Annotated in this window: 29 protein-coding genes; 11 read left to right on the forward strand and 18 right to left on the reverse strand. The window is 58.2% G+C overall.

Annotation, left to right across the window (positions count from 1 at the left end):
* Position 1 precedes the first annotated feature (1 nt).
* The 5 genes from pheS to infC all read right to left on the reverse strand — a co-directional run bounded on the left by pheS (position 2) and on the right by infC (position 3500).
* Complete coding sequence (pheS, locus tag AC5SEO_RS08695) at positions 2–1084, reverse strand: phenylalanine--tRNA ligase subunit alpha (RefSeq protein ID WP_003514626.1); 1083 nt, start codon at positions 1082–1084, stop codon at positions 2–4.
* Positions 1077–1955, reverse strand: coding sequence for a BUD32 family EKC/KEOPS complex subunit (locus AC5SEO_RS08700; protein ID WP_003514624.1), 879 nt, complete (start codon positions 1953–1955; stop codon positions 1077–1079). Before AC5SEO_RS08700 ends, pheS begins: the two co-directional genes overlap by 8 nt.
* Positions 1956–2120: 165 nt before the next feature.
* On the reverse strand, positions 2121–2525 hold the full coding sequence (gene rplT / locus AC5SEO_RS08705; protein WP_003514622.1) for a 50S ribosomal protein L20: 405 nt from the start codon (positions 2523–2525) through the stop codon (positions 2121–2123).
* Positions 2526–2565: 40 nt separating this feature from the next.
* A complete protein-coding gene (gene rpmI, locus AC5SEO_RS08710; protein WP_003493355.1) occupies positions 2566–2769 on the reverse strand; it encodes a 50S ribosomal protein L35 in 204 nt (67 codons plus the stop codon).
* A gap of 194 nt (positions 2770–2963) precedes the next feature.
* Positions 2964–3500 carry a translation initiation factor IF-3 gene (gene infC, locus AC5SEO_RS08715; protein WP_060641871.1) on the reverse strand — a complete coding sequence of 179 codons (537 nt, stop codon included), beginning with the start codon at positions 3498–3500 and terminating at the stop codon, positions 2964–2966.
* 187 nt (positions 3501–3687) lie between these two features.
* Between infC and AC5SEO_RS08720 the strand changes: the two genes are divergently transcribed.
* Together AC5SEO_RS08720 and AC5SEO_RS08725 are read left to right on the forward strand one after the other, a co-directional pair.
* Complete coding sequence (locus AC5SEO_RS08720) at positions 3688–4476, forward strand: alpha/beta hydrolase (RefSeq protein WP_003514619.1); 789 nt, start codon at positions 3688–3690, stop codon at positions 4474–4476.
* A 118-nt stretch (positions 4477–4594) separates the two neighbouring features.
* Positions 4595–5209 (forward strand): transglutaminase-like cysteine peptidase, encoded by a 615-nt coding sequence (locus AC5SEO_RS08725; protein WP_003514617.1) that lies wholly within the window; start codon positions 4595–4597, stop codon positions 5207–5209.
* A 63-nt stretch (positions 5210–5272) separates the two neighbouring features.
* Here AC5SEO_RS08725 and mbfA read toward each other — a convergent pair whose 3' ends face one another.
* A complete protein-coding gene (gene mbfA / locus AC5SEO_RS08730) occupies positions 5273–6256 on the reverse strand; it encodes an iron exporter MbfA (protein WP_013635318.1) in 984 nt (327 codons plus the stop codon).
* Positions 6257–6396: 140 nt separating this feature from the next.
* On the opposite strand from mbfA, the gene AC5SEO_RS08735 reads away from it, so the two are divergent.
* Positions 6397–6870 (forward strand): group III truncated hemoglobin, encoded by a 474-nt coding sequence (locus tag AC5SEO_RS08735; RefSeq protein ID WP_013635317.1) that lies wholly within the window; start codon positions 6397–6399, stop codon positions 6868–6870.
* A 138-nt stretch (positions 6871–7008) separates the two neighbouring features.
* Positions 7009–8112 carry a TRAP transporter substrate-binding protein gene (locus AC5SEO_RS08740; RefSeq protein WP_013635316.1) on the forward strand — a complete coding sequence of 368 codons (1104 nt, stop codon included), beginning with the start codon at positions 7009–7011 and terminating at the stop codon, positions 8110–8112.
* Positions 8113–8115: 3 nt separating this feature from the next.
* On the opposite strand, the gene AC5SEO_RS08745 is transcribed toward AC5SEO_RS08740, so the two are convergent.
* On the reverse strand, positions 8116–9204 hold the full coding sequence (locus tag AC5SEO_RS08745) for a helix-turn-helix transcriptional regulator (protein WP_065688410.1): 1089 nt from the start codon (positions 9202–9204) through the stop codon (positions 8116–8118).
* A 143-nt stretch (positions 9205–9347) separates the two neighbouring features.
* Between AC5SEO_RS08745 and AC5SEO_RS08750 the strand changes: the two genes are divergently transcribed.
* Complete coding sequence (locus tag AC5SEO_RS08750; RefSeq protein WP_065688411.1) at positions 9348–10424, forward strand: alpha/beta hydrolase family protein; 1077 nt, start codon at positions 9348–9350, stop codon at positions 10422–10424.
* Positions 10425–10434: 10 nt separating this feature from the next.
* On the opposite strand, the gene AC5SEO_RS08755 is transcribed toward AC5SEO_RS08750, so the two are convergent.
* The 3 genes from AC5SEO_RS08755 to AC5SEO_RS08765 form a co-directional block, all read right to left on the reverse strand.
* Positions 10435–10953, reverse strand: coding sequence for a GNAT family N-acetyltransferase (locus tag AC5SEO_RS08755; protein WP_065659789.1), 519 nt, complete (start codon positions 10951–10953; stop codon positions 10435–10437).
* Positions 10954–10975: 22 nt separating this feature from the next.
* Positions 10976–11557, reverse strand: coding sequence for a helix-turn-helix domain-containing protein (locus AC5SEO_RS08760; protein WP_065659788.1), 582 nt, complete (start codon positions 11555–11557; stop codon positions 10976–10978).
* 95 nt (positions 11558–11652) lie between these two features.
* Positions 11653–12054, reverse strand: coding sequence for a ketosteroid isomerase-related protein (locus tag AC5SEO_RS08765; protein ID WP_003514602.1), 402 nt, complete (start codon positions 12052–12054; stop codon positions 11653–11655).
* A gap of 73 nt (positions 12055–12127) precedes the next feature.
* Here AC5SEO_RS08765 and AC5SEO_RS08770 point away from each other — a divergent pair, with 73 nt between their 5' ends.
* From AC5SEO_RS08770 to lepA, 3 genes are all read left to right on the forward strand, one after another.
* Positions 12128–12736, forward strand: a complete 609-nt coding sequence (locus tag AC5SEO_RS08770) for a GNAT family N-acetyltransferase (RefSeq protein WP_174067954.1) — start codon at positions 12128–12130, stop codon at positions 12734–12736.
* Positions 12733–13602: a carbon-nitrogen hydrolase family protein gene (locus tag AC5SEO_RS08775; RefSeq protein ID WP_003514598.1), complete on the forward strand. Its 870-nt coding sequence runs from the start codon at positions 12733–12735 to the stop codon at positions 13600–13602. The genes AC5SEO_RS08770 and AC5SEO_RS08775 overlap by 4 nt, the downstream gene beginning before the upstream one ends.
* A 61-nt stretch (positions 13603–13663) precedes the next feature.
* Entirely contained in the window at positions 13664–15502 is a 1839-nt protein-coding gene (gene lepA / locus AC5SEO_RS08780; protein ID WP_025592156.1) for a translation elongation factor 4, read from the forward strand.
* 71 nt (positions 15503–15573) lie between these two features.
* On the opposite strand, the gene AC5SEO_RS08785 is transcribed toward lepA, so the two are convergent.
* On the reverse strand, positions 15574–15981 hold the full coding sequence (locus AC5SEO_RS08785; protein WP_003514594.1) for a DUF2000 family protein: 408 nt from the start codon (positions 15979–15981) through the stop codon (positions 15574–15576).
* Between the two features lie 94 nt (positions 15982–16075).
* Between AC5SEO_RS08785 and AC5SEO_RS08790 the strand changes: the two genes are divergently transcribed.
* Positions 16076–16858: an AraC family transcriptional regulator gene (locus AC5SEO_RS08790; RefSeq protein ID WP_038489506.1), complete on the forward strand. Its 783-nt coding sequence runs from the start codon at positions 16076–16078 to the stop codon at positions 16856–16858.
* On the opposite strand, the gene AC5SEO_RS08795 is transcribed toward AC5SEO_RS08790, so the two are convergent.
* Complete coding sequence (locus AC5SEO_RS08795) at positions 16859–17746, reverse strand: NAD(P)/FAD-dependent oxidoreductase (RefSeq protein ID WP_174067953.1); 888 nt, start codon at positions 17744–17746, stop codon at positions 16859–16861. It lies immediately after the preceding gene.
* 150 nt (positions 17747–17896) lie between these two features.
* Here AC5SEO_RS08795 and AC5SEO_RS08800 point away from each other — a divergent pair, with 150 nt between their 5' ends.
* Positions 17897–18355, forward strand: a complete 459-nt coding sequence (locus AC5SEO_RS08800) for an Rrf2 family transcriptional regulator (protein ID WP_065688415.1) — start codon at positions 17897–17899, stop codon at positions 18353–18355.
* A 70-nt stretch (positions 18356–18425) separates the two neighbouring features.
* Here the strand turns inward: AC5SEO_RS08800 and AC5SEO_RS08805 are convergent, their stop codons facing one another.
* Entirely contained in the window at positions 18426–18743 is a 318-nt protein-coding gene (locus AC5SEO_RS08805; protein ID WP_003514590.1) for a hypothetical protein, read from the reverse strand.
* Positions 18744–18831: 88 nt separating this feature from the next.
* The gene (locus tag AC5SEO_RS08810; protein ID WP_162632887.1) at positions 18832–20229 is read right to left on the reverse strand and encodes an aminotransferase-like domain-containing protein; all 1398 of its coding nucleotides are present in this window, start codon (positions 20227–20229) and stop codon (positions 18832–18834) included.
* Between the two features lie 116 nt (positions 20230–20345).
* Between AC5SEO_RS08810 and AC5SEO_RS08815 the strand changes: the two genes are divergently transcribed.
* Positions 20346–21221, forward strand: a complete 876-nt coding sequence (locus AC5SEO_RS08815) for a DMT family transporter (RefSeq protein ID WP_174067952.1) — start codon at positions 20346–20348, stop codon at positions 21219–21221.
* Between the two features lie 11 nt (positions 21222–21232).
* Here the strand turns inward: AC5SEO_RS08815 and AC5SEO_RS08820 are convergent, their stop codons facing one another.
* The 4 genes from AC5SEO_RS08820 to AC5SEO_RS08835 all read right to left on the reverse strand — a co-directional run bounded on the left by AC5SEO_RS08820 (position 21233) and on the right by AC5SEO_RS08835 (position 24069).
* A complete protein-coding gene (locus AC5SEO_RS08820) occupies positions 21233–22330 on the reverse strand; it encodes a glycoside hydrolase family 25 protein (protein ID WP_174067951.1) in 1098 nt (365 codons plus the stop codon).
* Positions 22331–22507: 177 nt separating this feature from the next.
* Positions 22508–22696: a YegP family protein gene (locus tag AC5SEO_RS08825; protein ID WP_003514584.1), complete on the reverse strand. Its 189-nt coding sequence runs from the start codon at positions 22694–22696 to the stop codon at positions 22508–22510.
* 86 nt (positions 22697–22782) lie between these two features.
* Entirely contained in the window at positions 22783–23481 is a 699-nt protein-coding gene (locus tag AC5SEO_RS08830) for a type 1 glutamine amidotransferase (RefSeq protein ID WP_065688418.1), read from the reverse strand.
* 138 nt (positions 23482–23619) lie between these two features.
* The gene (locus AC5SEO_RS08835; protein WP_003514571.1) at positions 23620–24069 is read right to left on the reverse strand and encodes a DoxX family protein; all 450 of its coding nucleotides are present in this window, start codon (positions 24067–24069) and stop codon (positions 23620–23622) included.
* Positions 24070–24082 lie beyond the last annotated feature (13 nt).

Below are 24082 nucleotides of genomic sequence, written 5' to 3' on the forward strand. Positions count from 1 at the left end.
ATTAAACGCTCAAACCGCCGAACAGCGTCGGCATGTCGAGCGGGCGGAAGCCGTAGTGGTTCATCCAGCGGACATCGGCGTTGAAGAAATCACGCAGGTCCGGCATGCCGTATTTCAGCATGGCGATGCGGTCGAGGCCCATGCCCCAGGCAAAGCCCTGATATTCATCGGGGTCCAGACCGCCGGCGCGCAGCACATTCGGGTGCACCATGCCGCAGCCAAGGATTTCCATCCAGTCGTTGCCTTCGCCGAACTTGACGATCGGGCCGGAGCGGTCGCACTGAATATCCACCTCGAAGCTCGGCTCCGTGAAGGGGAAGAACGACGGACGGAAGCGCATGACAACGCTATCCACCTCAAAGAAGGTCTTGCAGAACTCTTCAAGTACCCAGCGCAGATTGCCAACATGCGCCTTCTTGTCGATCACCAGACCTTCGACCTGATGGAACATCGGCGAATGGGTGGCATCGGAATCCTGACGATAGGTCTTGCCCGGAATGACGATGCGGATCGGCGGCTTCTGGCTTTCCATGGTGCGGATCTGCACCGGCGAGGTGTGCGTGCGCAGCACCTTGCGCTCGCCGTTTTCATCCGGCTGGAAGAAGAAGGTGTCATGCATTTCGCGGGCCGGATGGCCTTCAGGGAAATTCAGCGCCGTGAAGTTGTAATAGTCAGTTTCGATATCCGGACCTTCGGCGATCGAGAAGCCCATATCCGCAAAGATCGCGGTGATTTCATCGACGATCTGGCTGATCGGATGAATGCGGCCGCGCTCGGTCGGAGACTGGCGGACCGGCAGGCTGACATCAAGTGTTTCCGCCTTCAGGCGGGCGGCAATCGCGGCATCTTTCAGGCCACTCTTGCGTTCACCGATCAGGTCGGTGATTTCAGTCTTGAGCTGGTTGATGGCAGCGCCCCGGGTCTGGCGCTCTTCCGGCGTCATCGACCCCAGCGTCTTCAGAAGCTCCGAAACCGAGCCCTTCTTGCCAAGCGCGGAGACGCGCACGGCTTCGATGGCCGGCTCATCGGCGGCGGCGGCGATCTCCGACATCAGTTGCGATTTCAAGGTATCAAGTTCAGTCATCTTTTCCTGCCTTGCCGGTATTTTTAACAGCGGCTTCGGGGTTCACAGCATTCATCAGATAGTCGGTCGCCATGATAAAGCGTCGCAGATCACTACCCATCCGCACGCGCCCGATCAACCGGGCAAGCGGTAAAAATCGCCCCAGAATGCCGATCAGACGGCACAATTCTTCAAGCGCCCGCGGCGGGGCGTTTTCACGCCAGCGGGCAAAGGCGGCGTCGCAGGTTTTAGGCGCATCGCAGGCGCGGGTCGCGACCTGCAAAAACAGCAGCCAGATATCGCGAGCCTGCGCCGTCTCCAGCGGCATGACCTCCTGCGGGCGCTCCTCGAAATCCATGAAACCGATACGGTCGTCTTTTAAAAAGAAGTCACGCACATGCGGGCGGCCGTGGCAGAGACCCGCCGCATGCAACTCGCCAAGCGCTTCTGCGGATTTCACAAGCAAGGCGTCATGTTGCACCGGATCGGACGCCTTTAGCGCACCCATCCGCTCCATGAGCGTCGGACCGACATCTCCCAGCACCATTGCTGTGCGCGACGAGTAGATCAGCGGCGGAACCGGGAAACCGCCTTGCTGGAACTGCTGCAACGTTTCCAGCTCTCGCTGCATGAGGCCGGCGCCGTCCAGCGGTTCAGAAGGGCGAAGAAAAGCATAAGGCAGAAGTTTTGACAGCAGCTTCTGCATTTTCATCCACCAGGTCACACGTTCCGTGCCCTGCCGTTTGATCCACACCGTCAATTGCGAGAGCTCGACCTTTTGAATGCGCCGGTCACTTTTCAGGAGGACGCGCATCAGAGTTGCGATGTCGTCATCGTCGAGATGAACGCGAAAGCCTTCTGCTTCCACAACCTGAATTTTATTGACCAGCATTTCCGTCCACCAAGGATTTCGCTTCAAACGGCGTGAATACTCCAACTCTTCTAAATTTCTAAATTAAAAAACGCCGATAGAGCTGTATCAGAAACTGAAAACGAAAAACCCGCGCCGGAGGACCGGCGCGGGTTTCAAATGAACAACAGATTGTCCGCGCCGTAATTACTTTACAGCGGTTTCAAACTCGTTGGTCGTACCAGCTTCCTTGAGGTACTCAAGAGCCTTCTTCGCGGTCTCGACGAGCACGCCGAATGCTGCCGGCTCATGGATAGCCATGTCGGACAGAACCTTGCGGTCAACTTCGATGCCAGCCTTGTTCAGGCCGTCGATGAAGCGGCCGTAGGTCAGGCCGAATTCGCGAACAGCAGCGTTGATACGCTGGATCCACAGAGCGCGGAAGTTGCGCTTGTTGACCTTGCGGTCGCGGTAAGCGTACTGCTTGGAACGATCCACGGCAGCCTTAGCTGCGCGGATGGTGTTCTTGCGGCGGCCGTAGAAGCCCTTGGCTGCCTTGAGTGTCTTGGTGTGCTTGGCGCGGGAAGTTACGCCACGTTTTACGCGTGCCATGTCATGATCTCCTTAAAGTGTCCAAAAGTGCGGAAAAGTCTCAGAGACCGTTCGGCAGGTAGTTCTTGACGACTTTTTTGCCGTCAGCTTCGGCGAGAACCATGGTTCCACGCGCGTCGCGAATGAACTTGTTGGTACGCTTGATCATGCCGTGGCGCTTACCGGCGGCGGCTGCAACAACCTTGCCGGTGGCGGTGATCTTGAACCGCTTTTTTGCAGCGGACTTCGTCTTCATCTTGGGCATTTTGCTACTCCGTGTTTTTGTATCGAAACAGGCAGACGAGGCCTATTTCAAGCTATTCAGGAACGGCCTCGGCATGCCCTGCCGGACCGTTCGGACGCGCGCTTATAACCGCAGTCGGTTAAAAGCGCAACGGGGAATACGAACTTCCCCTTGCGGTGGTGCTTCATGCCGCCCGGGCGGCGTGCGCGAAAGAGTTATTTCGGCGCGAGAACCATCATCATCTGACGGCCTTCCAGCTTCGGCTCGGCTTCAACCTTGGCAATCGCCTGGGTATCTTCCTTCACCTGCAGGAGAAGCTTCATGCCGAGTTCCTGGTGGGCCATTTCGCGGCCGCGGAACTTCAGCGTCACCTTCACCTTGTCACCTTCGTCAAAGAAACGGTTCATCGCCTTCATCTTCACGTCATAGTCATGCGTGTCGATGTTGGGGCGCATCTTGATTTCCTTGACCTCGACGATCTTCTGTTTCTTGCGCGCTTCAGCGGCTTTTTTCTGGGTCGAGTATTTAAGCTTGCCGAGATCGAGGATCTTGCATACCGGCGGTTCAGCGTTCGGCGAAATCTCAACGAGATCGAGACCGGCATCCTCCGCCATTTTCAAAGCCTGGTCCGTCGGCATGCTACCGAGGTTCTGGCCCTCTTCATCAATAAGCTGAACTCTGGGAACCCGGATTTCCCGGTTGGAGCGCGGGCCCTCCTTGACGGGGGCATCGGCTTTGAAAGGTCTGCGAATGGTCGTATTCTCCTGATCTGTTTCTGGATCACATCGGCAAAAAACAGCTTGTTTGGTACAAGCGGCGGAAATGTCGTTATTGCCGTGGCGAAGTCAATAGCATATCTGCCCGAAAAGATCACCTGTTGTCACGGTTTTTGCAAATACGCCGCCTTTGTTGCGCGAAATTCAGGAGAATTGCATATACATGACTGAACAAGCCGCTGAATTCCTGCGTGTAGGCATGGGCGACGACGCCCGCGACATCGCCGTCCTTCACCGCCCGGCAACTTCACGAGAAGATGCACCCACGCTTGTCTGGCTCGGCGGTTACCGTTCCGACATGACGGGAACCAAGGCGGTGGAACTCGACCGCTTTGCAGCGGAAAACGGCATTGCCTGCCTGCGGCTCGATTATTCCGGGCACGGCGCTTCCGGCGGTGACTTCCAAAAAGGCACGATTTCAAGATGGCTGGAAGAGGCGCTTGCCGTCGTGCGCCAAAAGGCGCCCTCGCGCGTCGTCCTTATCGGTTCGTCGATGGGTGGATGGATCGCGCTGCGCATGGTCGAGGAACTGCGCAAGGCTGGCGGCACGCCGTCCGTCGCTGGTCTGGTCCTCATTGCGCCAGCCCCCGATTTCACGGCGGACCTGATAGAGCCGAGCCTCACGGATGCGGAAAAACGGTCGCTTGAAGACAAGGGTTATTTCGAGGAACATTCGGAATACAGCCCCGAGCCGAACATCTTTACGCGCGCGCTGATGGAAGACGGGCAGCAGAACCGCGTCCTCACCGGCATCATCACCACGGGCTGCCCGGTTCACATCCTGCAGGGAATGCGCGATCCCGATGTTCCCTATCAGCATGCGCTGAAGCTCCTCGAACATCTTCCTGCTGACGACGTCGTCTTGACGCTGATCCGCGATGGCGACCACCGGTTGTCCCGGCCGCAGGATATCGACAGGATGCTGGCTGCCGTCAAAGCCCTTGCAACATAGGCATTTGCGCAACGATCTTAACCATATTTAACGAGTCTTGCGCGCCGCCGATGGCTAGTGATTGACTCCTGACCCCCAACCCTCTTAACTTTTCATTAAGAATTAAGGGACGGGTTTCATGATGAACGCACCGCTGGCGCGTGCGCTGCTGTTTGCAGTTGCCGCCGGGCTATTGACTGCTGCCTCCGCCGTGGCGGAAACCAAGGGAAGCCCTTCCATGGTGACGGGCGGGATCACATCCCAGCCGATCGGCCATTATGAGTTCTGTCAGAAATACGCGAGCGAGTGCAACATTCGAAGCAAGCTGACGCCGCCACCACGCGTCACCGAGTATGGCTGGGGTGTGGTTCGCGAGATCAACACATCCGTCAACACCTCGATCGTCGCCATGACCGACATGGAAATCTACGGCAAGGAAGAAGTCTGGGAATATCCCACGACCGCTGGCGATTGTGAGGACTTCGTGCTGCTGAAGCGCAAGAAGCTGATCGAGCGTGGGTTTTCCGTTGCTGACCTGCTGATCACTGTCGTGCGCAAGCCTGATGGCGAGGGCCATGCCGTGCTGACGCTCCGCACCACCGATGGCGATTATATTCTCGACAATCTCACCGACGACGTGAAGCTCTGGACCGACACCAACTACACTTATCTGAAGCGGCAGGCGTCCTTCAATTCGGGCCGCTGGGTTTCCATCGAGGATGGCCGCGACGTTCTGGTCGGCGCATTGCGCTGATCGACAGATATTATAGGCTCAATGCAGAAAGCCCGCAGCAAACGCTGCGGGCTTTATTATTCACTAGGCGTTGCCGATGATGATACCGGCGGCCAACACCAGCGAACCGCCGAGCACTACCTGAAACACTGCCCGCAGGAACGGCGTTTCCATGAAACGGTTCTGAATAAAGGCGATGGCCCAGAGTTCCACGAAGACGACGACTGCGGCGATGGCCGTTGCTGTCCAGAAATGCGGAATGAGATAGGGCAGCGCATGGCCAAGGCCACCAACGGCCGTCATTATGCCTGAGGCGAGACCGCGCTTTACCGGAGAGCCACGACCGGAAAGCTTGCCATCATCATGGGCCGCCTCGGTGAAGCCCATGGAAATACCCGCGCCAACGGAGGCCGAAAGGCCGATCAGGAAGGTTTGCCACGTATCCTGCGTGGCGAAGGCGGCTGCGAAGATCGGCGCCAGCGTCGATACGGAACCATCCATCAGTCCCGCAAGACCCGGCTGCACAAAGGTCAGAAGAAATTGCCGCTTTGCGGTTTCCTCCTCTTCTGTCTTGCCGTTTTCGTCGAGATGTTTCTCTTCCAGCATCTGCGCGATGTCTTCGTGACCACGCTCCGCCTCGGCCAGATCGCCGAGCAGCTTGCGGGTCGAGGCATCGCTGGTTCGCTTGACAGCCTCGTCGTAAAAACGGATCGCCTGGGCCTCCATCAATTCCGCCTGCGCACGAATTTTGTCGAGCGACAGGTTCTTCACCAGCCAGTCCGGCGTGCGCTCGTAAAAGCCACGCACATGCTCACGGCGGATCAGGGGGATTGTTTCCCCAAATCGCCTGCGGTGCATGTCGATCAGCACGTTTCGATGCTGCTGTTCCACCTCGGCCATATCATCGAAGATTTTTGCGGATTGCGGATATTGCGCGCGCAGATGATCGGCATAGGAGCGGTAGATGCGGGAATCGTCTTCTTCGGACGAGATGGCAAGTGCGAGGATTTCCTGTTCGCCAAGCGAGGAGAACGGGCGTTTGGACAGGGAAAAAAGACTGCGGAACATGGCTGGAACCTCTTTAGAATAATTCTAAATACATCCTGATCACGCCACAATCAAGCCTTTTAGAATTATTCTAATATGCCAAAGGGTCGCATTGCGGAGTGTCGAAGAGCCACGTAGGTTCTGCCGCAAAAGGAAGCACAATGCAGGACCAGATCGCGGCAAAGGCCGCCCACAACGCGGAAATTCAGAACAGGGCGGAAAAGGCCATGGCGGCTATCGGCATCGACGCCGGTTTCGTCGACCTGCTGGTCGAGACATTTTACGGCCGCGTTTTGGAACATCCCACGCTGGGCCCTGTCTTCGATGCGCGGCTTTCCGGGCGCTGGCCGGAGCATATGGCCAGGATGAAACAGTTCTGGGCCGCCGTAGCCTTCAAGAATGGCGGCTACGGCGGCAAGCCGGTGCAGGCGCATCTTGGCGTAAAAGGCATGTCGGCGGAACTGTTCCCGCAATGGCTGGCGCTTTTTTCGGCCACCCTTGACGATATCGCGCCGAGCCCACAAGCCCATAGCTGGTTCATGGAAACTGCGGAACGCATCGCAAAAAGCCTGACGCTTTCGCTGTTTTATAATCCTGCAATGGATGATCCGGCGTTAAGACGCATGCATCCTTAGCCCCATCCGGGCGATGATAGCAGGCCCGGCAAGTTCAAATATTCCCCTTGATGGCCGCAAGGATAAATGTTTAGTAGCCGGTGGGAGGCGTACCGTACGGTTCGCCTGTAATATGCAGACATATCAGGGCTTATCGACATGGATCGCAGATCATTTATTCGCAAGGCGGGCGCTGTTGGTGCCGGTGTTACCGCAACCGTGCTGGCCGCTCCGGCCATTGCGCAGGAAAACCCCAAAATCACCTGGCGCATGACGTCGTCATTCACCAAGGGCCTCGACATTCTATTCGGTGCCGGGCAGATCGTCGCCGATCATGTCAAGGAAGCATCCGGCGGCAACTTCGTCATCCAGCATTTCGCCGGTGGCGAAATCGTGCCGGCGCTGCAGGCAGCGGATGCGGTGACGGCCGGAACCGTCGAAATGGCGCATACCTGCTCATACTACTATGTCGGCAAGGACCCGACCTTCGCGCTCGGGACCTCGGTTCCCTTCGGTCTCAATGCACGCCAGACGAATGCATGGTTCAATCAGGCGGGCGGCAACGAGTTGCTCAATGAGTTTCTTGCCCAGCACAATATCTACTCGATCCTGCTCGGCAATACCGGCGCCCAGATGGGCGGCTGGTTCCGCAAGGAAATCAACACCATCGATGACCTGAAGGGCTTGAAAATGCGCATTGCCGGCCTGACCGGCCAGGTGATGCAGAAGGTTGGCGTGACACCGCAGCAGATCGCCGGCGGCGATGTTTACGCCGCTCTCGAAAAGGGCACCATCGATGCAACCGAATTTGTCGGTCCCTATGACGACCAGAAGCTCGGCTTCTACAAGGTTGCGAAATATTACTACTACCCCGCATGGTGGGAAGGTGGCCCAGCCGTTCATGCTTTCGTGAACCTGCAGAAGTTCAACGAGTTGCCGGAGAACTACAAGCGTATTCTGAAAGACGCCTGCGCCGCCGGCAGCGCCAGCATGCTGGAGCGTTATGACGCGCGCAATCCGAAGGCTCTGAAGGAACTCGTGGCGCAGGGCGCCATCTTGCGGCCGTTCAGCCAGGAAATCCTCGACGTCTGCCACAAGGCGGCTCAGGACACCTATGCGGAGATTTCGGCCAAGAACGAAAGCTTCAAGAAGATCTACGATAGCCAGCAGGCGTTCAAGAAGGACGCCTATCTCTGGGCACAGATCGCCGAATATACCTATGACACCTATATGATGATCCAGCAGCGCAACGGCACGCTCTGATCCTCATTTCAGTATCTTCAAACGGCCATCCGGCATCTGCCGGGTGGCCGTTTTTGTATTCGATACCAGCTTCCACACCTCGCGTTCACGCCAGTCCACCGGGCTCATGCCGGTGACGCGGCGAAATTCCCGGTTGAAGTTGGATTTGGTCTGAAAGCCGGAAGACAGCATGATCGCAGTGACCGACTGATCCGTCTCCTCCAGCAGCCGGCAGGCTTCGCGGATGCGCAGCTGGTTGACATATTGCGAGACGTTAACGCCGAGCGAGCGATTGATCGCGCCCGAGATTTGCCGGCTCGGCAGACCGAGACGTTTTGCGAGCCGTGACAGGTTTAGGTTCTCATCGCGGTAGAGCGTGTGGGTCTCCATCAAGCGATCAAGCCTTTCGACAACATCCCTGTCCTGTTGTGAAGGCGCCGGTGACGACAACTCCGCAGCAGGCTGGGCAGCCGTTTGCGGCGCTTTGCTTTTGCCGGCAAGTGCAGCCATGAGACCGATCAGCAGAAGCCCGAGAAGATTGGCATTGCTGACAAGTGCGGCAACATTTTCTCCATGCGCCCACTCGAAATCGAAAAACACCAGAAGATCGAAGAACGCGGAAACGCAGAGAGCGACCGCGGCGACAATAAGCGCCTTGTGTGCAGATGCGACGCTGGCAAATTGTGCCTCGTCCAGCCCATCCGGCCCTTTTCTTGCCAAGAGAAGCAAGGCAATGGCGTGCCCGACAAAAATCACGATCAGCGCAAAATCGATCGCAACGGGAAGGACGAACTCCAGAAAGACGACGAAGAAAGGTGAGAGCAGAAGACTGGCAAACATCGCCCTCTTGCTTTCAACTCCAACGCCCATCAGTCCGCGAAAGGCGATGTAGACGAGAGGCGGCAGGCAGGCAGCCAGAACAGGCAAAACATAACGCGCTTCGCTCACACCATATCCCCAGCGCAAGCCGACAAGAACGGACTGCACGGCGCAAAGCGCGATGAGCGCCAGAAACGCCCGGTTGGTTCGCATATCCTCTGCGCCTCGAAAGAAGACGATGAACATGACGACCAGCAGAAGTGCGACGACAAAAGGCAATGGAATGAAAAGCACGGATAACGATCCCGAAGCGATGAATTACCACCCATTCATGGACCAGATCGCGTTTCGGCACGACCTTTAACGCGATCAAGGACGCATTTATTCACCCTAGAAGAAAAACGGGAGCATCCACCTTGTCAAACGGAGAGGCTCTCATGACACTGAAAAACACCCTTGTCGCACTTCTGATGTGCGCGGCTTTTTCCCCGCAGGCATTTGCCGCAGAGGATGTCGGGCTTACCAGCATCCCAGTTTCTTCCAAGGCTCGCGACACAAACCTTGACGTTACGATCTGGTATCCGGCCAAAGGCGGAGACGGCACACCGGCGCTTTCCTCCGAGAACCGTATCTTTCAGGGATCAGCGGTTCGGAAGGACGCGACCATCAAAGACGGCCATTTCCCCCTCGTGTTGATTTCGCACGGGTCCGGCTCGCGCGCTGAAGGCATGGCCTGGATCGCCGCGAAACTCGCCAGCGAAGGTTTCATCGTCGCCGGAACCAATCATCCCGGCACGACCAGTGGTGACTCGACGCCTGCCGATACGCCGAAAATCTGGGAACGGACGAACGATCTATCCACAATCGTCACGGCCTTGACGACGGACGGCACGTGGTCGGGTGCAATCGATGCGCAACGCATCGGTGTTCTCGGCTTTTCGCTGGGCGGTAGCGCAGCGATGGAGATTGCAGGTGCACGCGCCGATCTTGACGCCTATGTGCGCTATTGTGAAGAGAATGCAGCAATGATGGATTGCCAGTGGTTTGCCGGCGGCCGGGCCTATGTCAATAACGAGCCGGTCAGCGTACCGAAGCTCGATCTCAGAACCATCGACAAGGCCCGTTTCGAGCAGCAGAACCGCGATCCACGCATCCGTTCCGCCGTGTTGGTCGATCCGGGTCTGGCACTGGCTTTCCAGCCGGACAGCCTGAGACAAATCGATATTCCGCTGACCTTCATCAATCTTGGCAGCGAAGGTAAAATACCGCCCGCTGTCCTTGCCGACGAGCTTGCAGCACAAGTGCCTGCCTCTACTTACCGACAGGTCGACGAGGCCAACCATTTTAGCTTCCTGCCCCTTTGCAAGCCGGATGCCGATGCGTTTCTCAAATCCGTTGGCGAGCGCGATCCGATCTGCGAACCGGCCGGGCCCCGCGACCGTAAGGATATTCATGCACAGCTGGAAACGATGATCGTCAACGCCTTCAACCGCACGCTGAAGCCGGGTCAATAACCAGAAGAACCTAGCCGATCCTTTTGTAAAACAGGGTCGTGCCGCAATAACGCCCGTCAGGAAAAAGCGCATAGTCGGGGATGACGCCGACGCGTTCCCAACCAAGACGGGGATAAATTGCCTCCGCATCGCTACCCGTGGCCGTATCCAGCACCAAAAGGGTACGGCCACGTTTTGTCGCTTCCTGCTCCACCTTTTCCATGAGCTTCCGTGCAAGTCCCAGCCCGCGTGCCGACCGATGCACAAGAAGCTTCATCAGATCACCGCGATGTGGCTGGTTGGGCTTGGAGGCCAGACCGACCTGCACCGTGCCCACCACTTTATCGTTTACTTCCGCCACCACATGAATGGTGCCGCCTGCTTCCACGGCATCGGCTACCTCCCGCCAGAACGGCTCGGCATCTTTTGGGGAGAAAGGCAGCATGAAACCGACAGACGCGCCGCCATTAACGCAGTCGGCGATAACGTCACAAAGTTCGGGCAAGGCATTGATCGTCTCTGCCCGGTTCAATACGCGGATGGTGGCCATTAATAACTCCTGTCGGGGAAAATCAGCGCTGTCTTTGATCCAGCACGACGGCATAACGGGCAGGTTTTTCTGAGGGATTGTGGAAGACATGTCCCTCACCCACCGGCATGAAAAGGCAATCGCCGGGTTCCAGCCGGTGCACGTCTCCACCACTCGTCATCTCCAGCACACCGTCAAAAAGCCAGACATATTGCGTCATTCCGCGGCTTGCCGCATGCGGCGGGAAACCGACAAGTGCGCCCGCCGGGAACTCGACCTCGACAATATCGACATCGGAACCGACGCGTGGCGGAGAGATGGCACGGCGCACATAACCGGTCTCCGGGTCTTTCCAGAGCTGCTGGTCACGCTTTTTCACCAGCGGTGAAACAGCCTCTTCGTCTTCGGCGAAAAAGCCGGAGAGCGACAGGCCTAGCGCTGCGCAGATGCGGGCAAGAAGCGAGGCCGTGGGGCTCGCCTCGCCACGTTCGATGCGGGAAATCATGGCGCGGCTGACGCCGGATTCGGCGGCGAGCCGGTCCAGGGTCAAACCATTTTCAGCGCGCAACGTCTTGATGCGGTCGCCGATAGAGCGTTCGAGAATATGATCTTCGTTTTCCATCATGCGAGAATACATTCTCACATGATGGAGTCAATATCTACCATAATGGAAATTACGATCGCTTTTTTACCGCGGGTTCGGCGCGCGGCAAAGATGCATCAGGCACCGACCTGGGCGATCCAATCGTTCAGATTATAGTAGTTCGTTACTCGACTAACTTTTCCATCCTTCAGGTCAAAGAATGCACCAGCCGGCAGGACGTATGTCTGGCCATCGGCTTCCGGCAGGCCTTCATCGGTTGCGAGATATTCGCCGTTCACGATGAATTCCGCAGAGGCGCGCTTACCGTCCTCGCTCGCCATGATGACCATGTCGGTGAGGTTTTCCTTATAGCAGCGGTTCATGTGCTGCATGAAGGACGCAAAAGCCGGCTTTCCGGTCTGACGCTCGCCCTGATTGATGTCATGTACCACCTCGTCGTGAAGAAGCGCCAGAAAGGCATCCATGTCCTGACGGTTGAAGGCATCGTAGTAGGCGCGGATGGTCTCAGTGGCGGTCATCGTCTTCTCCGTTCAATGCTTGCGCAGGGTTTCCATGACGGTATAACCAGTGCAACCGAAAGTGAAAATGCCCATGACCGTCGAAATCAAGTCTCTTTCCGGCATCGAGGCCGCGCCCTATTTCGATGACCTTGCGCGCCTGCGGATCGAAGTGTTTCGCGCCTTTCCCTATCTCTATGACGGATCGCTGGATTACGAGCGCAAATATCTCGCCACCTATGCCGACACGAAAGGCGCGGTTTTCGTGCTGGCGCTGGATGGCGCACACGTGGTGGGCATGTCCACCGGCATGCCGATGGCGGCCGAGACCGACGAGGTGAAGGCGCCCTTCCTGAAGGCGGGTTACGATCCGGACCGAATATTTTACTTCGGCGAAAGCGTGCTTCTGCCCAGCTATCGCGGGCATGGCATCGGGGTGCGGTTCTTTGTGGAGCGGGAGGCGCATGCGAGCAAGCTCGGCTTCAACTGCTGCACCTTCTGCGCGGTCGAGCGCCCCGCCGACCACCCGCGCCGGCCATTGGATTACGTGCCGCTGAATACCTTCTGGGAAAAACGCGGCTATCGCCATCACCCGGAATTGCACACCAGCTTCACCTGGCGGGATCTAGACGAGAGCACCGAAAGCCCAAAGCCCCTGTCGTTCTGGATGAAGACCATTGCTGCCGGAGAGGAAAAGAGATGACGAAACTCGCCGCCAGCCAATATGCCATCGAACTCATCGAGACATGGGAAGGCTATGCCGCCCATCTTTCCGCCATCGTGCGCGAGGCGAAAGAAAAAGGCGCCGAGCTGCTGCTGTTGCCGGAATATTCGGCCATGACGCTGACCGGGCAGTTGCCGCCGGATGCGCGCTCGGACCTGCACCGCTCCATCGAAGAGATACAGCCGCTCATCCCCTCATGGGTCGAGCTTTGCGAAGAGCTGGCGCGGCAACATCAAATCCTGTTTCAGCCGGGCAGCGCGCCAGTGAAAGACAAGGACGGCAAGTTCCGCAACCGCGCATGGCTGTTCGGCCCCAACGGACTGATCGGGTATCAGGACAAGCAGATCATGACGCGCTTCGAGCGGGAGCAATGGAACATCCATGCCGGCATCGAGGGCCTGAAAGCCTTCGAGACGCCGATCGGCAGGCTCGGCATCCTCATCTGTTACGACAACGAGTTCCCGATGCTTGGCCGGAAGCTGGCCGAGCTTGGCGTCGAACTGGTTCTCGCTCCCAGCTGCACCGATACGCTGGCCGGCGCCTACCGGGTGCGTATCGGCGCTCAGGCGCGGGCGTTGGAAAACCAATATGCCGTTCTCTCCTCCCCCACGGCGGGTGAGGCTCCATGGTCTCCCGCCGTCGATGAAAATCGTGGCCGCGCAGCACTTTACGTGCCATCCGACTATGGCATGCCGGCATCGGGTATCGTCGCGGAAAGCGAAAGCGATGCGGTGACACACAGCACGTTGCTGATCGCCGATATCGACCTTGCTGCCGTGGCCAAGCTTAGAACCGAAGGACAAGTGGCCACCCGCCGCGACTGGCCGGAGCAGTTTGCGATCTGAAAAGCCCATTTTAAAGGGCTTTTAACCAAATTCCCGCTTTGCGGCATGAGAAGCCCCTGCTATAGCGCGGGGCATGAGCACAAATTCGACCCGCACGCCCCTGGACCATATCCGCAACTTCTCGATCGTTGCCCACATCGATCACGGCAAATCGACGCTGGCCGACCGGTTGATCCAGTCGACAGGCGGCCTTGCGGAGCGCGATATGTCGGAACAGGTTCTCGATTCGATGGATATCGAACGCGAGCGCGGCATCACCATCAAGGCCCAGACCGTGCGCCTGCACTACAAGGCGAATAACGGCGAAACCTATGTGCTGAACCTCATCGACACGCCCGGTCACGTCGACTTTGCCTATGAAGTGTCCCGCTCGCTTTCGGCCTGCGAAGGTTCGCTACTGGTGGTGGACGCATCTCAGGGTGTGGAAGCCCAGACGCTGGCCAACGTTTATCAGGCGATCGACAACAATCACGAGCTGGTGACGGTCTTGAACAAGATCGACCTGCCGGCCGCGGAGCCCGACCGCATCAAGGAACAGATCGAGGAAGTAATCGGCATCGATGCTTCCGAAGCTGTGTTGATTTCGGCCAAGACCGGGCTTGGCATCCCCGATGTTCTCGAAGCCATCGTCAACCGCCTGCCACCGCCGAAGAGCGAAGTCGGCGAGAACGGGCCGCTCAAGGCACTGCTCGTCGACAGCTGGTACGACACCTATTTGGGCGTCATGGTTCTGGTGCGCGTCATCGACGGCGTGCTGACCAAGGGCCAGCAGATCCGCATGATGGGTTCCGGCGCAAAATACGGCGTCGAGCGCGTTGGCGTACTTACCCCGAAGATGGTCAATGTCGACAGCCTCGGCCCCGGCGAGATCGGTTTCATCACCGCCTCGATCAAGGAAGTCGCCGATACGCGTGTTGGCGATACCATTACCGACGACAAGCGCCCGACGGCGCAGGCCCTGCCCGGCTTCAAGCCAGCGCAGCCCGTGGTTTTCTGCGGCCTCTTCCCTGTTGATGCAGCCGACTTCGAAGATCTGCGCGCGGCGGTGGGCAAGCTTCGCCTCAACGACGCCTCCTTCTCCTTCGAAATGGAATCGTCTGCCGCTCTCGGCTTTGGTTTCCGTTGCGGCTTCCTCGGTCTGCTGCATCTTGAAATCATTCAGGAACGCCTCGAGCGTGAGTTCAATCTCGATCTCGTCGCCACAGCACCTTCGGTCGTCTATGAAATGACGCTGACGGATGGCACCGAGAAAGAGCTGCACAACCCGGCGGATATGCCTGATGTCGTGAAGATCAAGGAAATCCGCGAACCGTGGATCAAGGCGACGATCCTGACGCCCGACGAATATCTCGGTGGTATCCTGAAACTCTGTCAGGACCGGCGCGGCCTGCAGACGGAGCTGACCTATGTCGGCAACCGCGCGATGATCACCTATGAATTGCCGCTCAACGAAGTGGTGTTCGATTTCTACGACCGCCTGAAATCCATCTCGAAGGGTTACGCCTCGTTCGACTACAACATCATCGACTATCGCGAAGGCGATCTCGTCAAGATGTCGATCCTCGTGAACGGCGACCCGGTGGACGCACTCTCCATGCTGGTCCACCGCTCGGCGGCTGACCGGCGCGGACGCGGCATGTGCGAAAAGCTGAAGGAACTCATTCCGCCGCACATGTTCCAGATCCCGATCCAGGCGGCCATTGGCGGCAAGGTCATCGCCCGCGAAACCGTGCGCGCGTTGCGCAAGGACGTGACGGCGAAGTGCTACGGTGGCGATGCGACGCGTAAACGCAAACTTCTGGACAAGCAGAAGGAAGGCAAAAAGCGCATGCGCCAGTTCGGCAAGGTGGAGATTCCGCAGGAAGCTTTCATCGCTGCGCTGAAGATGAACGACGAATAAGCGGCCGCTAAATCGTCGCTGATTTGACAAGGGAGGCTTACGGCCTCCCTTTTTACATTCACGGCAGCTGCTCAGGCATGCAGCTTCGCGCCCTTGGTAATCTTGTCGACGATTTTCTTGTCCGCCCTAAGCGCCATGCCGACGACCTTTGCATTGTCGGGAGAAAATTCCGAAAACACCTGGCGGTTGGCAACATCATGACCGGTTGCAAACATTTCCTCGATATAGAGCGATGTCGTGACCTCGCGTTCCAGGGATCGCTGATGGATTTTGCGCAGTGCCTCCTGATCCGTGGCCATGACGACTATCGGCTGGACGGACAGGGGATTGTAGACGTTACCCGCCCCGTCGCGGTATGGTTCCCCGATGATCTCTCTGGTCTGGGCGACGATGCCGGACATGAGAAATGCGGTGACGTTCAGTTTTTGCCACACGGCAAGGTCATCACGAAGGATGACGGCGATCTTGGTATCAAACATGCGAACTCAATCTGGCTGTGGTTACGAAAGAGAAGCGACCCTAGCCCCTCAGGGTACGAGCGATCTTGAACGTTCGTGCAAATTCGAGGGGATCGTGCAGGCACCTTCCAGCGAAGGGATCGAGCGCATTGAAGCGCGCTTTCACGGCAACGCCTATGCACCCCATCGCCATGACACCTATGCGCTCGGTGTGACGCTTTCCGGCGTCCAGACCTTTTCCTATCGTGGCACATCGCATTTCAGCACGCCCGGAAAGGTTATCGTGCTGCATCCGGACGAAGTTCACGATGGTGGTGCCGGCACCGACGAAGGTCTGCGCTACCGTATGCTCTATCTTCCGCCGGAAAAAACCATGCAGGTGCCGACCGGATTTCACGCGCTGCCATTTGCAAAAAATCCCGTCATCGAAGACGATGAGTTCCGTCAATGCCTGATAGAGGCTCTCGGCAATCTCGAAGGCGAGCCGGACAATCTGCTCCTGACCGACTGGCAATCGAGACTGTCGGATCTGCTCTGGAAGCATTCGAACGGAAACCAGAGAACAATCAAGCGGCTTGACCGAATCGCCGTTTTCCGTTGCCGGGATTACCTGCTGGAGAACAGCGCGCTTGCCGTCAGCTCAGAGAAGCTGGAGCAAATAAGCGGGTTAGATCGCTTCACGCTCTTTCGGCACTTCCGCTCCCTGTTTGGCACGAGCCCGCACCGTTATCTCATCATGCGGCGTCTGCAAAAATGCAAGGACATGATGCGGGCTGGTGCGGGTCTTGCGGAAACGGCGTTTGCCTGCGGCTTTGCGGATCAGGCGCATTTTACCCGCCACTTCAAGAATGCCTTCGGAATGCCTCCGGGGCGCTGGCTGAGCCTTGTTTCGCACTGATCATTCCGGAAACATGATCGACCTGTGAGCCGCAGTCCCTGCCATGGCGCCATCCCCCACGGAAAGAGCGACCGAGCCGGCGGGCCTTGCCACATCACCGCAGGCGAAGATTCCGCGCACTGTCGTCTGTTTCACGGCATCTGTCACGATGCTTGAACCCATCGGCCCCTCTTCCACGGTGCAACCGAGCTTTTCGATCCAATCCGAGGCAATCCGCAATTTCGGTTGCGTGAAAAGACCGACCAAAGCAATGCTGCACCCATCCGCAAGAACGACATCCGCATGCCCTGCGATCTCTCTGATACGCTCTTTTTCCACCCGAACGCCCCGGGCTGACAAAAGCGCACTCTGTTCGGCATCCGGCACGAATATACCGTTGGTAAAAAAGGTCGTTTCACCCCAGTCCGGAAGCATCAGTGCATGGTGGATGGCCAGCGGTGAGGCCGCGATGACGCCGATCCTGCGCTGATCCAGTTCGTATCCGTGGCAATAGGGGCAATGGAAAACGGCGCTGCCCCAGCGTTCCTTCAGCCCGGCTATATCAGGCAGTTCATCCGTAACGCCTGTGGCAAGGATTAGTCTGGCCGCCCTTTCGCGGCGATTGCCATCGATCTCGATGACGAAGTCATCGAATGATCCTTCGGCATTCGTTACCCTGCCCTTTGCCCAGTGTATCGTCGGGTAGCGCTCGATCTGGCGGCGTGCCTCGGCGATGATGTCGCCTGGCGCCTTGCCGTCCTGTCCGAGAAAACCGTGGGAATGGCTGGCGAAGCGATTTCTCCGCTCACCCGCATCCACCACCAGGATGTTTTTTCTCGCGCGCCCGAGCTGCAGGGCGGCGGACAGGCCCGCATAGCTGCCGCCGATGATGATGACGTCGTATTTCATGATGCACCTATCGTTCACCGAGCCGGAAGCGCCCGTTCATTTCACGACACTTATATTGTTACATGAATTTTAGAGTCAATAGTCACGCAACTTATATTGTTACATCATAGGCTAACTGGTAATGTCGCGAAAAACAGGCGGATTTCACCGATGAGACACGACACGCGCCTTTCACGGCTGCTGCATATTTTGATCCATATGGAGAAACACGAGGGTGCGGCGACCTCGGAAAGCATCGCGGCGATGTTGCAGACGAACCCGGTGGTGGTGCGCAGAACCATGGCGGGCTTGCGGGAGCACGGTTACGTGTCGTCGGAAAAAGGCCATGGCGGTGGCTGGGTTCTGGCGCGACCGCTCAGCGAAATCACGCTGCTCGATATTTACCGGGCGCTTGGCGCGCCGGAATTGTTCTCGATTGGGCTGGCAGGAGATAATCCTAACTGCGTCATAGAGCAGGCCGTCAATGCTGCCCTTTTCGACGCCATGAACGAGGCGGAGACCATTCTCCTGTCCCGCTTCGGAAACATTACGCTTTCGGCGCTGGCGGAGGAATCGATGAGCCGCTGGTCCAGATTGTCCAACCATCCCTCCGCGATGGATCAGCTCTAACGCCGCAGAGTTGGCGCAATAAAAAACCGCCTGCCGAAAGGCAGGCGGTTTTGTCAGATGATCTAACCCATTACGGCTGCGTCTGCGTGCCGCCGGTATTCGGGCTTGCCGGTGCTGCATTGTTGGCAGGCGGTGTTGCCGGGACAGTCGGAGTCACGGGCGCCGGTGCCTGTTGCGTTGCCGCAGGCGGCATGGTCGAGGATGTCGTGGCCGGATCGGTGTTCGGGCCGCTCATCTGCGACCAGGCAAAAACGCCCACCAATGCGACAACGAGAATCGCCAGCCATGGCATCCAGGACGGAGACTTGCGGGCAAGCGGTTCATTGCTGATATTCAGTTCCGGACGAAGATCACGGTCCGGGCGCGGATTGTTTGGATCGAATGTCATGGTATTTCCTCCTCTTCATTCTGGGAAGAAAACGGTGTTCACGGGATTTTGTTCCGATTCTCCTCGGCCAGCACAATATGGGCGACAATTACGCGCTCTGCCTGAGGGCATCTGCCAGCACGGCCATGACCTGAGGAGCGGCCATTTGCGACACATTGAAACGCATGAAAGCGGATGCGTTCTGCGCCGAGCTGAAAACATTGCCGGGTGCCAGCACCACCTGTTGCACCAGTGCCCGGCGTGCAACATCGGCGGCGTCGACCCCCTCCGGCAGGCGGCACCATAAGAACATGCCCGCCTGCGGTTCGATCCACGGCACACATCCAAGCGCTTTCAAACGCGCCGCCGCCTCAGGCACCGCCGCCGCGAGACGCTGTCGAAGAGCCTCGACATGCTTGCGATAACTACCGTCAGTCAAAAGCGACAGGATCAATGCAGCAGAAAAATTGGCTCCACCAAACGCAGTGGCAATCTTGAGATCGGTCAGGGCTTCCACCCATGCCGGAGGCGCTGCGATGAAACCGCACCGCACGGAAGCAGACAGGGTTTTTGAAAAACTGCCGATCTGGACGACCCGGTTCAGACCATCGAAAGCAGCCAGCCGTGGTGCCGCCTGCGTTTCAAAATCGGCAAAAATATCATCCTCGATGATGGTGAGGCCCGCCTGTTCGGCCAGCATCAGCAGGCGATGGGCGGAAACGGCGGAAAGCCTTGCGCCTGTCGGATTATGGATCGCGGAATTAGTGATATAAAGGCGCGGCTGATGCTCTTTCAGTGCCTGCTCGAAAAGCGGCAGGTCCGGTCCAGCTGGCGTATAGGGCACACCAACGATTTTCACCCGATGCGCCCGCAAGAGAGCGCGGAAGTTAAAATAGCAGGGATCATCGACAATCACCGTATCCCCTGGCTGCAGCAGGAAACGACACAGGAGATCGATCGCCTGCGTGCCGGAGTCGGTGAGCATGATCTGGCTGGCGCCCGCCTGTACGCCATGTTCGGCAAGTCTGCGGGACAAAAGCTGGCGTAGCGGCAACAGCCCCATCGGGCTCGCATAATCCGTCAGCAAGGAAGCATCCGCGCGGGCAAGCCCCCTCATCGCCCGCCGTAGCGCTTGCTCTGGCATCCATGACGCTGGAAGCCAGCCGCAGCCGGGCTTGGCAAGCGCCGCCCCCTCGTCCAGCGCCTGGCGCGACACCCAGAGCGGATCCACCGCCCTGTCCAGCCGAGGCTCGATATCGGCCAGAGACAGGGGCGCTAGCGGACCCGCCACATAAAATCCCGAACCCGGTCGCGAGCTTATGGTGCCATCGGCAACCAGCCGGTCATAGGCCTCGACGACGGTTGAAGTGGAGACCTGCATTGCCTTCGCAAGCGCTCGAACGGATGGCAATCTGGCGCCGGGAACGAGGCTTCGCGAGGCGATGCGTTGCCGCATGCTGGCCATCACCTGTTCTATGCGTGTTCCCGTCGCGAGGTGTCCGTCCACATTTCTCTCCAACCGTACCGTCCAAATAACCATAACAGTTTCTTGAAATTGTATATGATTGTCGCTGTTTTCACCAGCCGTTCCGGATCAAGAAAGGGAAATTGCAGGAGACGGTCATGGACAAGACGACAAGCGGTTGGCTGAGCGGCCTTATCGGCGTGGTGATATTCAGCGGCTCGCTGCCCGCCACGCGGGTTGCGGTAACGGGTTTCGATCCGGTGTTCCTGACCCTCGCCCGCGCCAGCATAGCCGGCCTTCTGGCGCTCGCTTTGCTTTTTGTGTTCCGGCAAAAACGCCCGGCGCGCGATGATCTGGCATCCCTTTTCATCGTGTCCTTCGGCGTGGTGGTTGGCTTCCCGCTGTTGACTGCTCTCGCCTTGCGGCACATTACCTCGGCCCACTCCATCGTCTTTGTCGGGCTTTTGCCGCTCGCAACCGCGGTTTTTGCCGTACTGCGTGGTGGAGAACGCCCGCGGCCCGCCTTCTGGTTCTTTTCGTGCCTGGGCAGCGTTCTCGTTGCCGGCTTTTCATTGTCGAATTCGCTGGCCTCCGGGCTCGGAGCCTCACTTGCCGGCGATCTCTTGATGCTGGGCGCGATTATCGTCTGTGGGCTGGGATATGCCGAGGGTGCTGCCCTTTCCCGCAAACTGGGGGGCTGGCAGGTCATCTCATGGGCATTGGTCCTCTCCCTGCCTCTGATGCTGCCGCTTGCCTTTTTCACAGGGCCGCAAACCCTCGCAGGCATCAACCCGCAGGCCTGGGGCGGCCTCGCCTATGTCTCGCTGTTCAGCATGCTGATCGGCTTCATCTTCTGGTATCGCGGGCTGGCGCTTGGCGGCATTGCCGCGGTGGGCCAGCTGCAATTGCTGCAGCCGTTCTTCGGGCTGGTGCTTGCAGCAACCCTGCTTCACGAGGAGGTCAGCCCTGCGATGATCGCCATCACGCTCGTGGTGGTGCTCTGCGTTGCCGGCGCGCGAAAATTTTCGCGCTGACGCCCGCCCCGTCAACTCGAGCGGCGGTCTACCCAGCGATGCCAGGCATCCTCATTGCCGTTGAAGACATTGAGATCGATGCGGCCATCGACACCATGCGACAGGCCGGAGCCGGAATATTGCCAGAACAACCACTTGCGGCCGGGATAGACCACGGACGGATGCTGGGCAACGGCGCGCAGCCAGAAGGGATAGTCCTGGAACTCGCCGGTCAGATTGTCCTTATAAAAATCGGGCGCCGTATAGATAATCGGACGCTGGCCGTAATGGCGCTCCAGCTTGTCCATGAACACGCGCATCTTTTCCAGAATACGCTCGCGGGAATGGCGCATCTTGCAGCTCGATTCGCCGTTATATTCCACGTCGATCACCGGCGGCAGCGCATCCGGATCGCGCGGTACGTTGCGAATGAACCAATCCGCCTGCTCGCCGGCCGACCGGCACCAGTAGAAGAAGTGGTAGGCGCCACGACGGATGCCCGCTTCCTTCGCACGCTGCCAGTTGGTGCGGAACATCGGGTCAAGATGATCGCCGCCATCCGTCGCCTTGATGAAGGCGAAGTTGGCACCGCGTGTGCGCAGCTGCGGCCAGTCTATATTGGCCTGCCAGCGCGAGACATCCACCCCGTGGACCTGAAAATGGCGCGGCTGGACCCTGCCGAAATTGATGGGTTTTGCATCGCTGAAGCTGGAGCGGAAAATGCGCGAACGGATCTGCGCACCGGCACTGGCCGCCGGGGCTGCAGCCATGGCCAATTGTACCGGACGCTCCATCGAACGCTCTGCCGGTCGTACCATTCCAGCCTGTGACGGTGACGGCAAACGGGTTTCAAGCGCGTTCTGCGGCACGGGCGCTCGTGGGGTAACGGCTGAAAAGGCCTTTGGCTCTTCGGGCACCGGCCCGCCCCATGCCAGAACTTCCTGTCGCGGCTGGGCCGTGATGGGTTGGCTGCCCACGCTTGCCTGCGGCACCGGCGCGGATGGCGTAACCGAACTCGTGGTTTCCTTCGACGGCAGGCCGGCCATCAGGCTTTCCGGCCCGGAACTGGACGTACAGCCACCAAGCAGAAGGCAACCGAAGAGAAGTGCTGGCACAGCCGATGAACGCATGAGAACCCGTACGCAAAACAATCCAGGGGCACTCTGACGCCGCCCGGGAACCTCGAAATACAATTGCTAACGGAAGATTATCAAAAAAGACTGAATCTTATCTTTACGCCGACACCTTCCAACGCGCCCGTCATTTCTGGCAGGAGAATGCCTCGAGGTTTCGCGAAACGGAGAGCTTCAGGCGGTCATCGTGCTCAGATCGACCGTATCGGCGCCGGGGGAATTTTTCTTGATCGATTCGATGGCGTGGATGGCCGATGCCTTGGCCTTGTATCCTTCGGACGAAAACATCGTTTCCCCGTTGGATGCTTTGAAGCGGAAGCGATATTCCCCGGCCCTGTCCTGATAGATTTCGAATTTATACATGATCTTGGTGCCTCCTTGGCAAACGTCGGTGAAACACACTCAATTCTGAGCGGCCTTGGCCATATTCGCAACCGATAATTGCCAGATCACACAAGCCGTACCCAGGCACGGGCAATTTCCAGACCGGTCGCATCGGCCACATCTGCACGCCCGCCACGGTGATCGCGGTAATTGTTCATCCAGCCGGGCGCCATTTTTTCGACGGAAGCCGGGAATGCCTCACACCATCCGTCGACCACGGCCGTGGATGCCTCAAAATGAAATTGCGTGCCATAGGCAGCGCGGCCAACGCGAAAAGCCTGATTTCGCGTTGCACGATTGGTCGCAAGTCTCGTTGCCGCGGGCGGAAGCGTGAATGTGTCGCAATGCCACTGAAAAATGGGAAATGTCTTGTCGAGCCCCGCCAATAGCGGATCGGACACGCCCTCTTCCGTGAGGGATACGTCTTCCCAGCCGAATTCGGGCGGGCCGGCCAGAATATTCTCTCCGCCATAGGCGCGCGCCAGCAACTGGCTGCCGAGACAGACGCCCATCACGGCCTTGTCCGCATCGCCAAACGCTTTCATCAAAAGTGCGAGGTCTGGAAGATAGGGATAAAGCACGTCGTCAAGAGCGTTCTGCTCCCCGCCCAAAACGACGAGCGCATCGTGTGCAGCTGCATCGAGAGGAAGAGGCTCACCCGCATAGGCGCGGATGACATGCACGTCAGCCCCTGCCTCTTCCAGAGCGACGCCGATCTGTCCATGCGGCGTGCCCGCCATGTTTTCGATAATTGCAACGCGCATGGGGCCTCTTGCCGACAACGGGGAATTCGATCGGCCGGTATCGCCGATCGAATTCAGCTTCACCACGAGAAAAACGGATTTTCAAGAGGCGCAATATCGTCAGCAAGGCAATAAGCGGACAAGCCGGCCTGTGGCATCTTAAAATTCCCGCGACAGCTTCGCGTCGACGGAATGCCGGTTGCCGCCGCGGACAGCGAAGAACAGGAAAATGGCTGCCCAGAGAACTGATTTTTCCGCGCCACCCAGACCTTCCGCTTTTACGATACCGTGAAAATAGACCGTTACTAAAAGCACGATCATTGCGGCAAAGGATGCCGGCCGCGTGAACAGCCCAATGGCCACGAGAATTCCACCGAAAAATTCGGTGGCGGCCAGGAGAGGTGACCAGAATACACCCGGATAAAAGCCGAGGCTCTCCACCATGCCGACAGCCCCGAACGGATTGGCGATCTTGCCGAAGCCGTGGGTGACAAGAAGAAGCCCGGCCACGACGCGCAGAACGGTCTCCACCAGATCATGTGTCGAATTATAAAGAGGTGCGACCGCCGGAACGAAAAGACGCTGACGATTATTGTCGAACTGGGCCATGGGATCTCCGCGT

The sequence above is a fragment of the Agrobacterium sp. K11 genome (assembly GCF_059429395.1).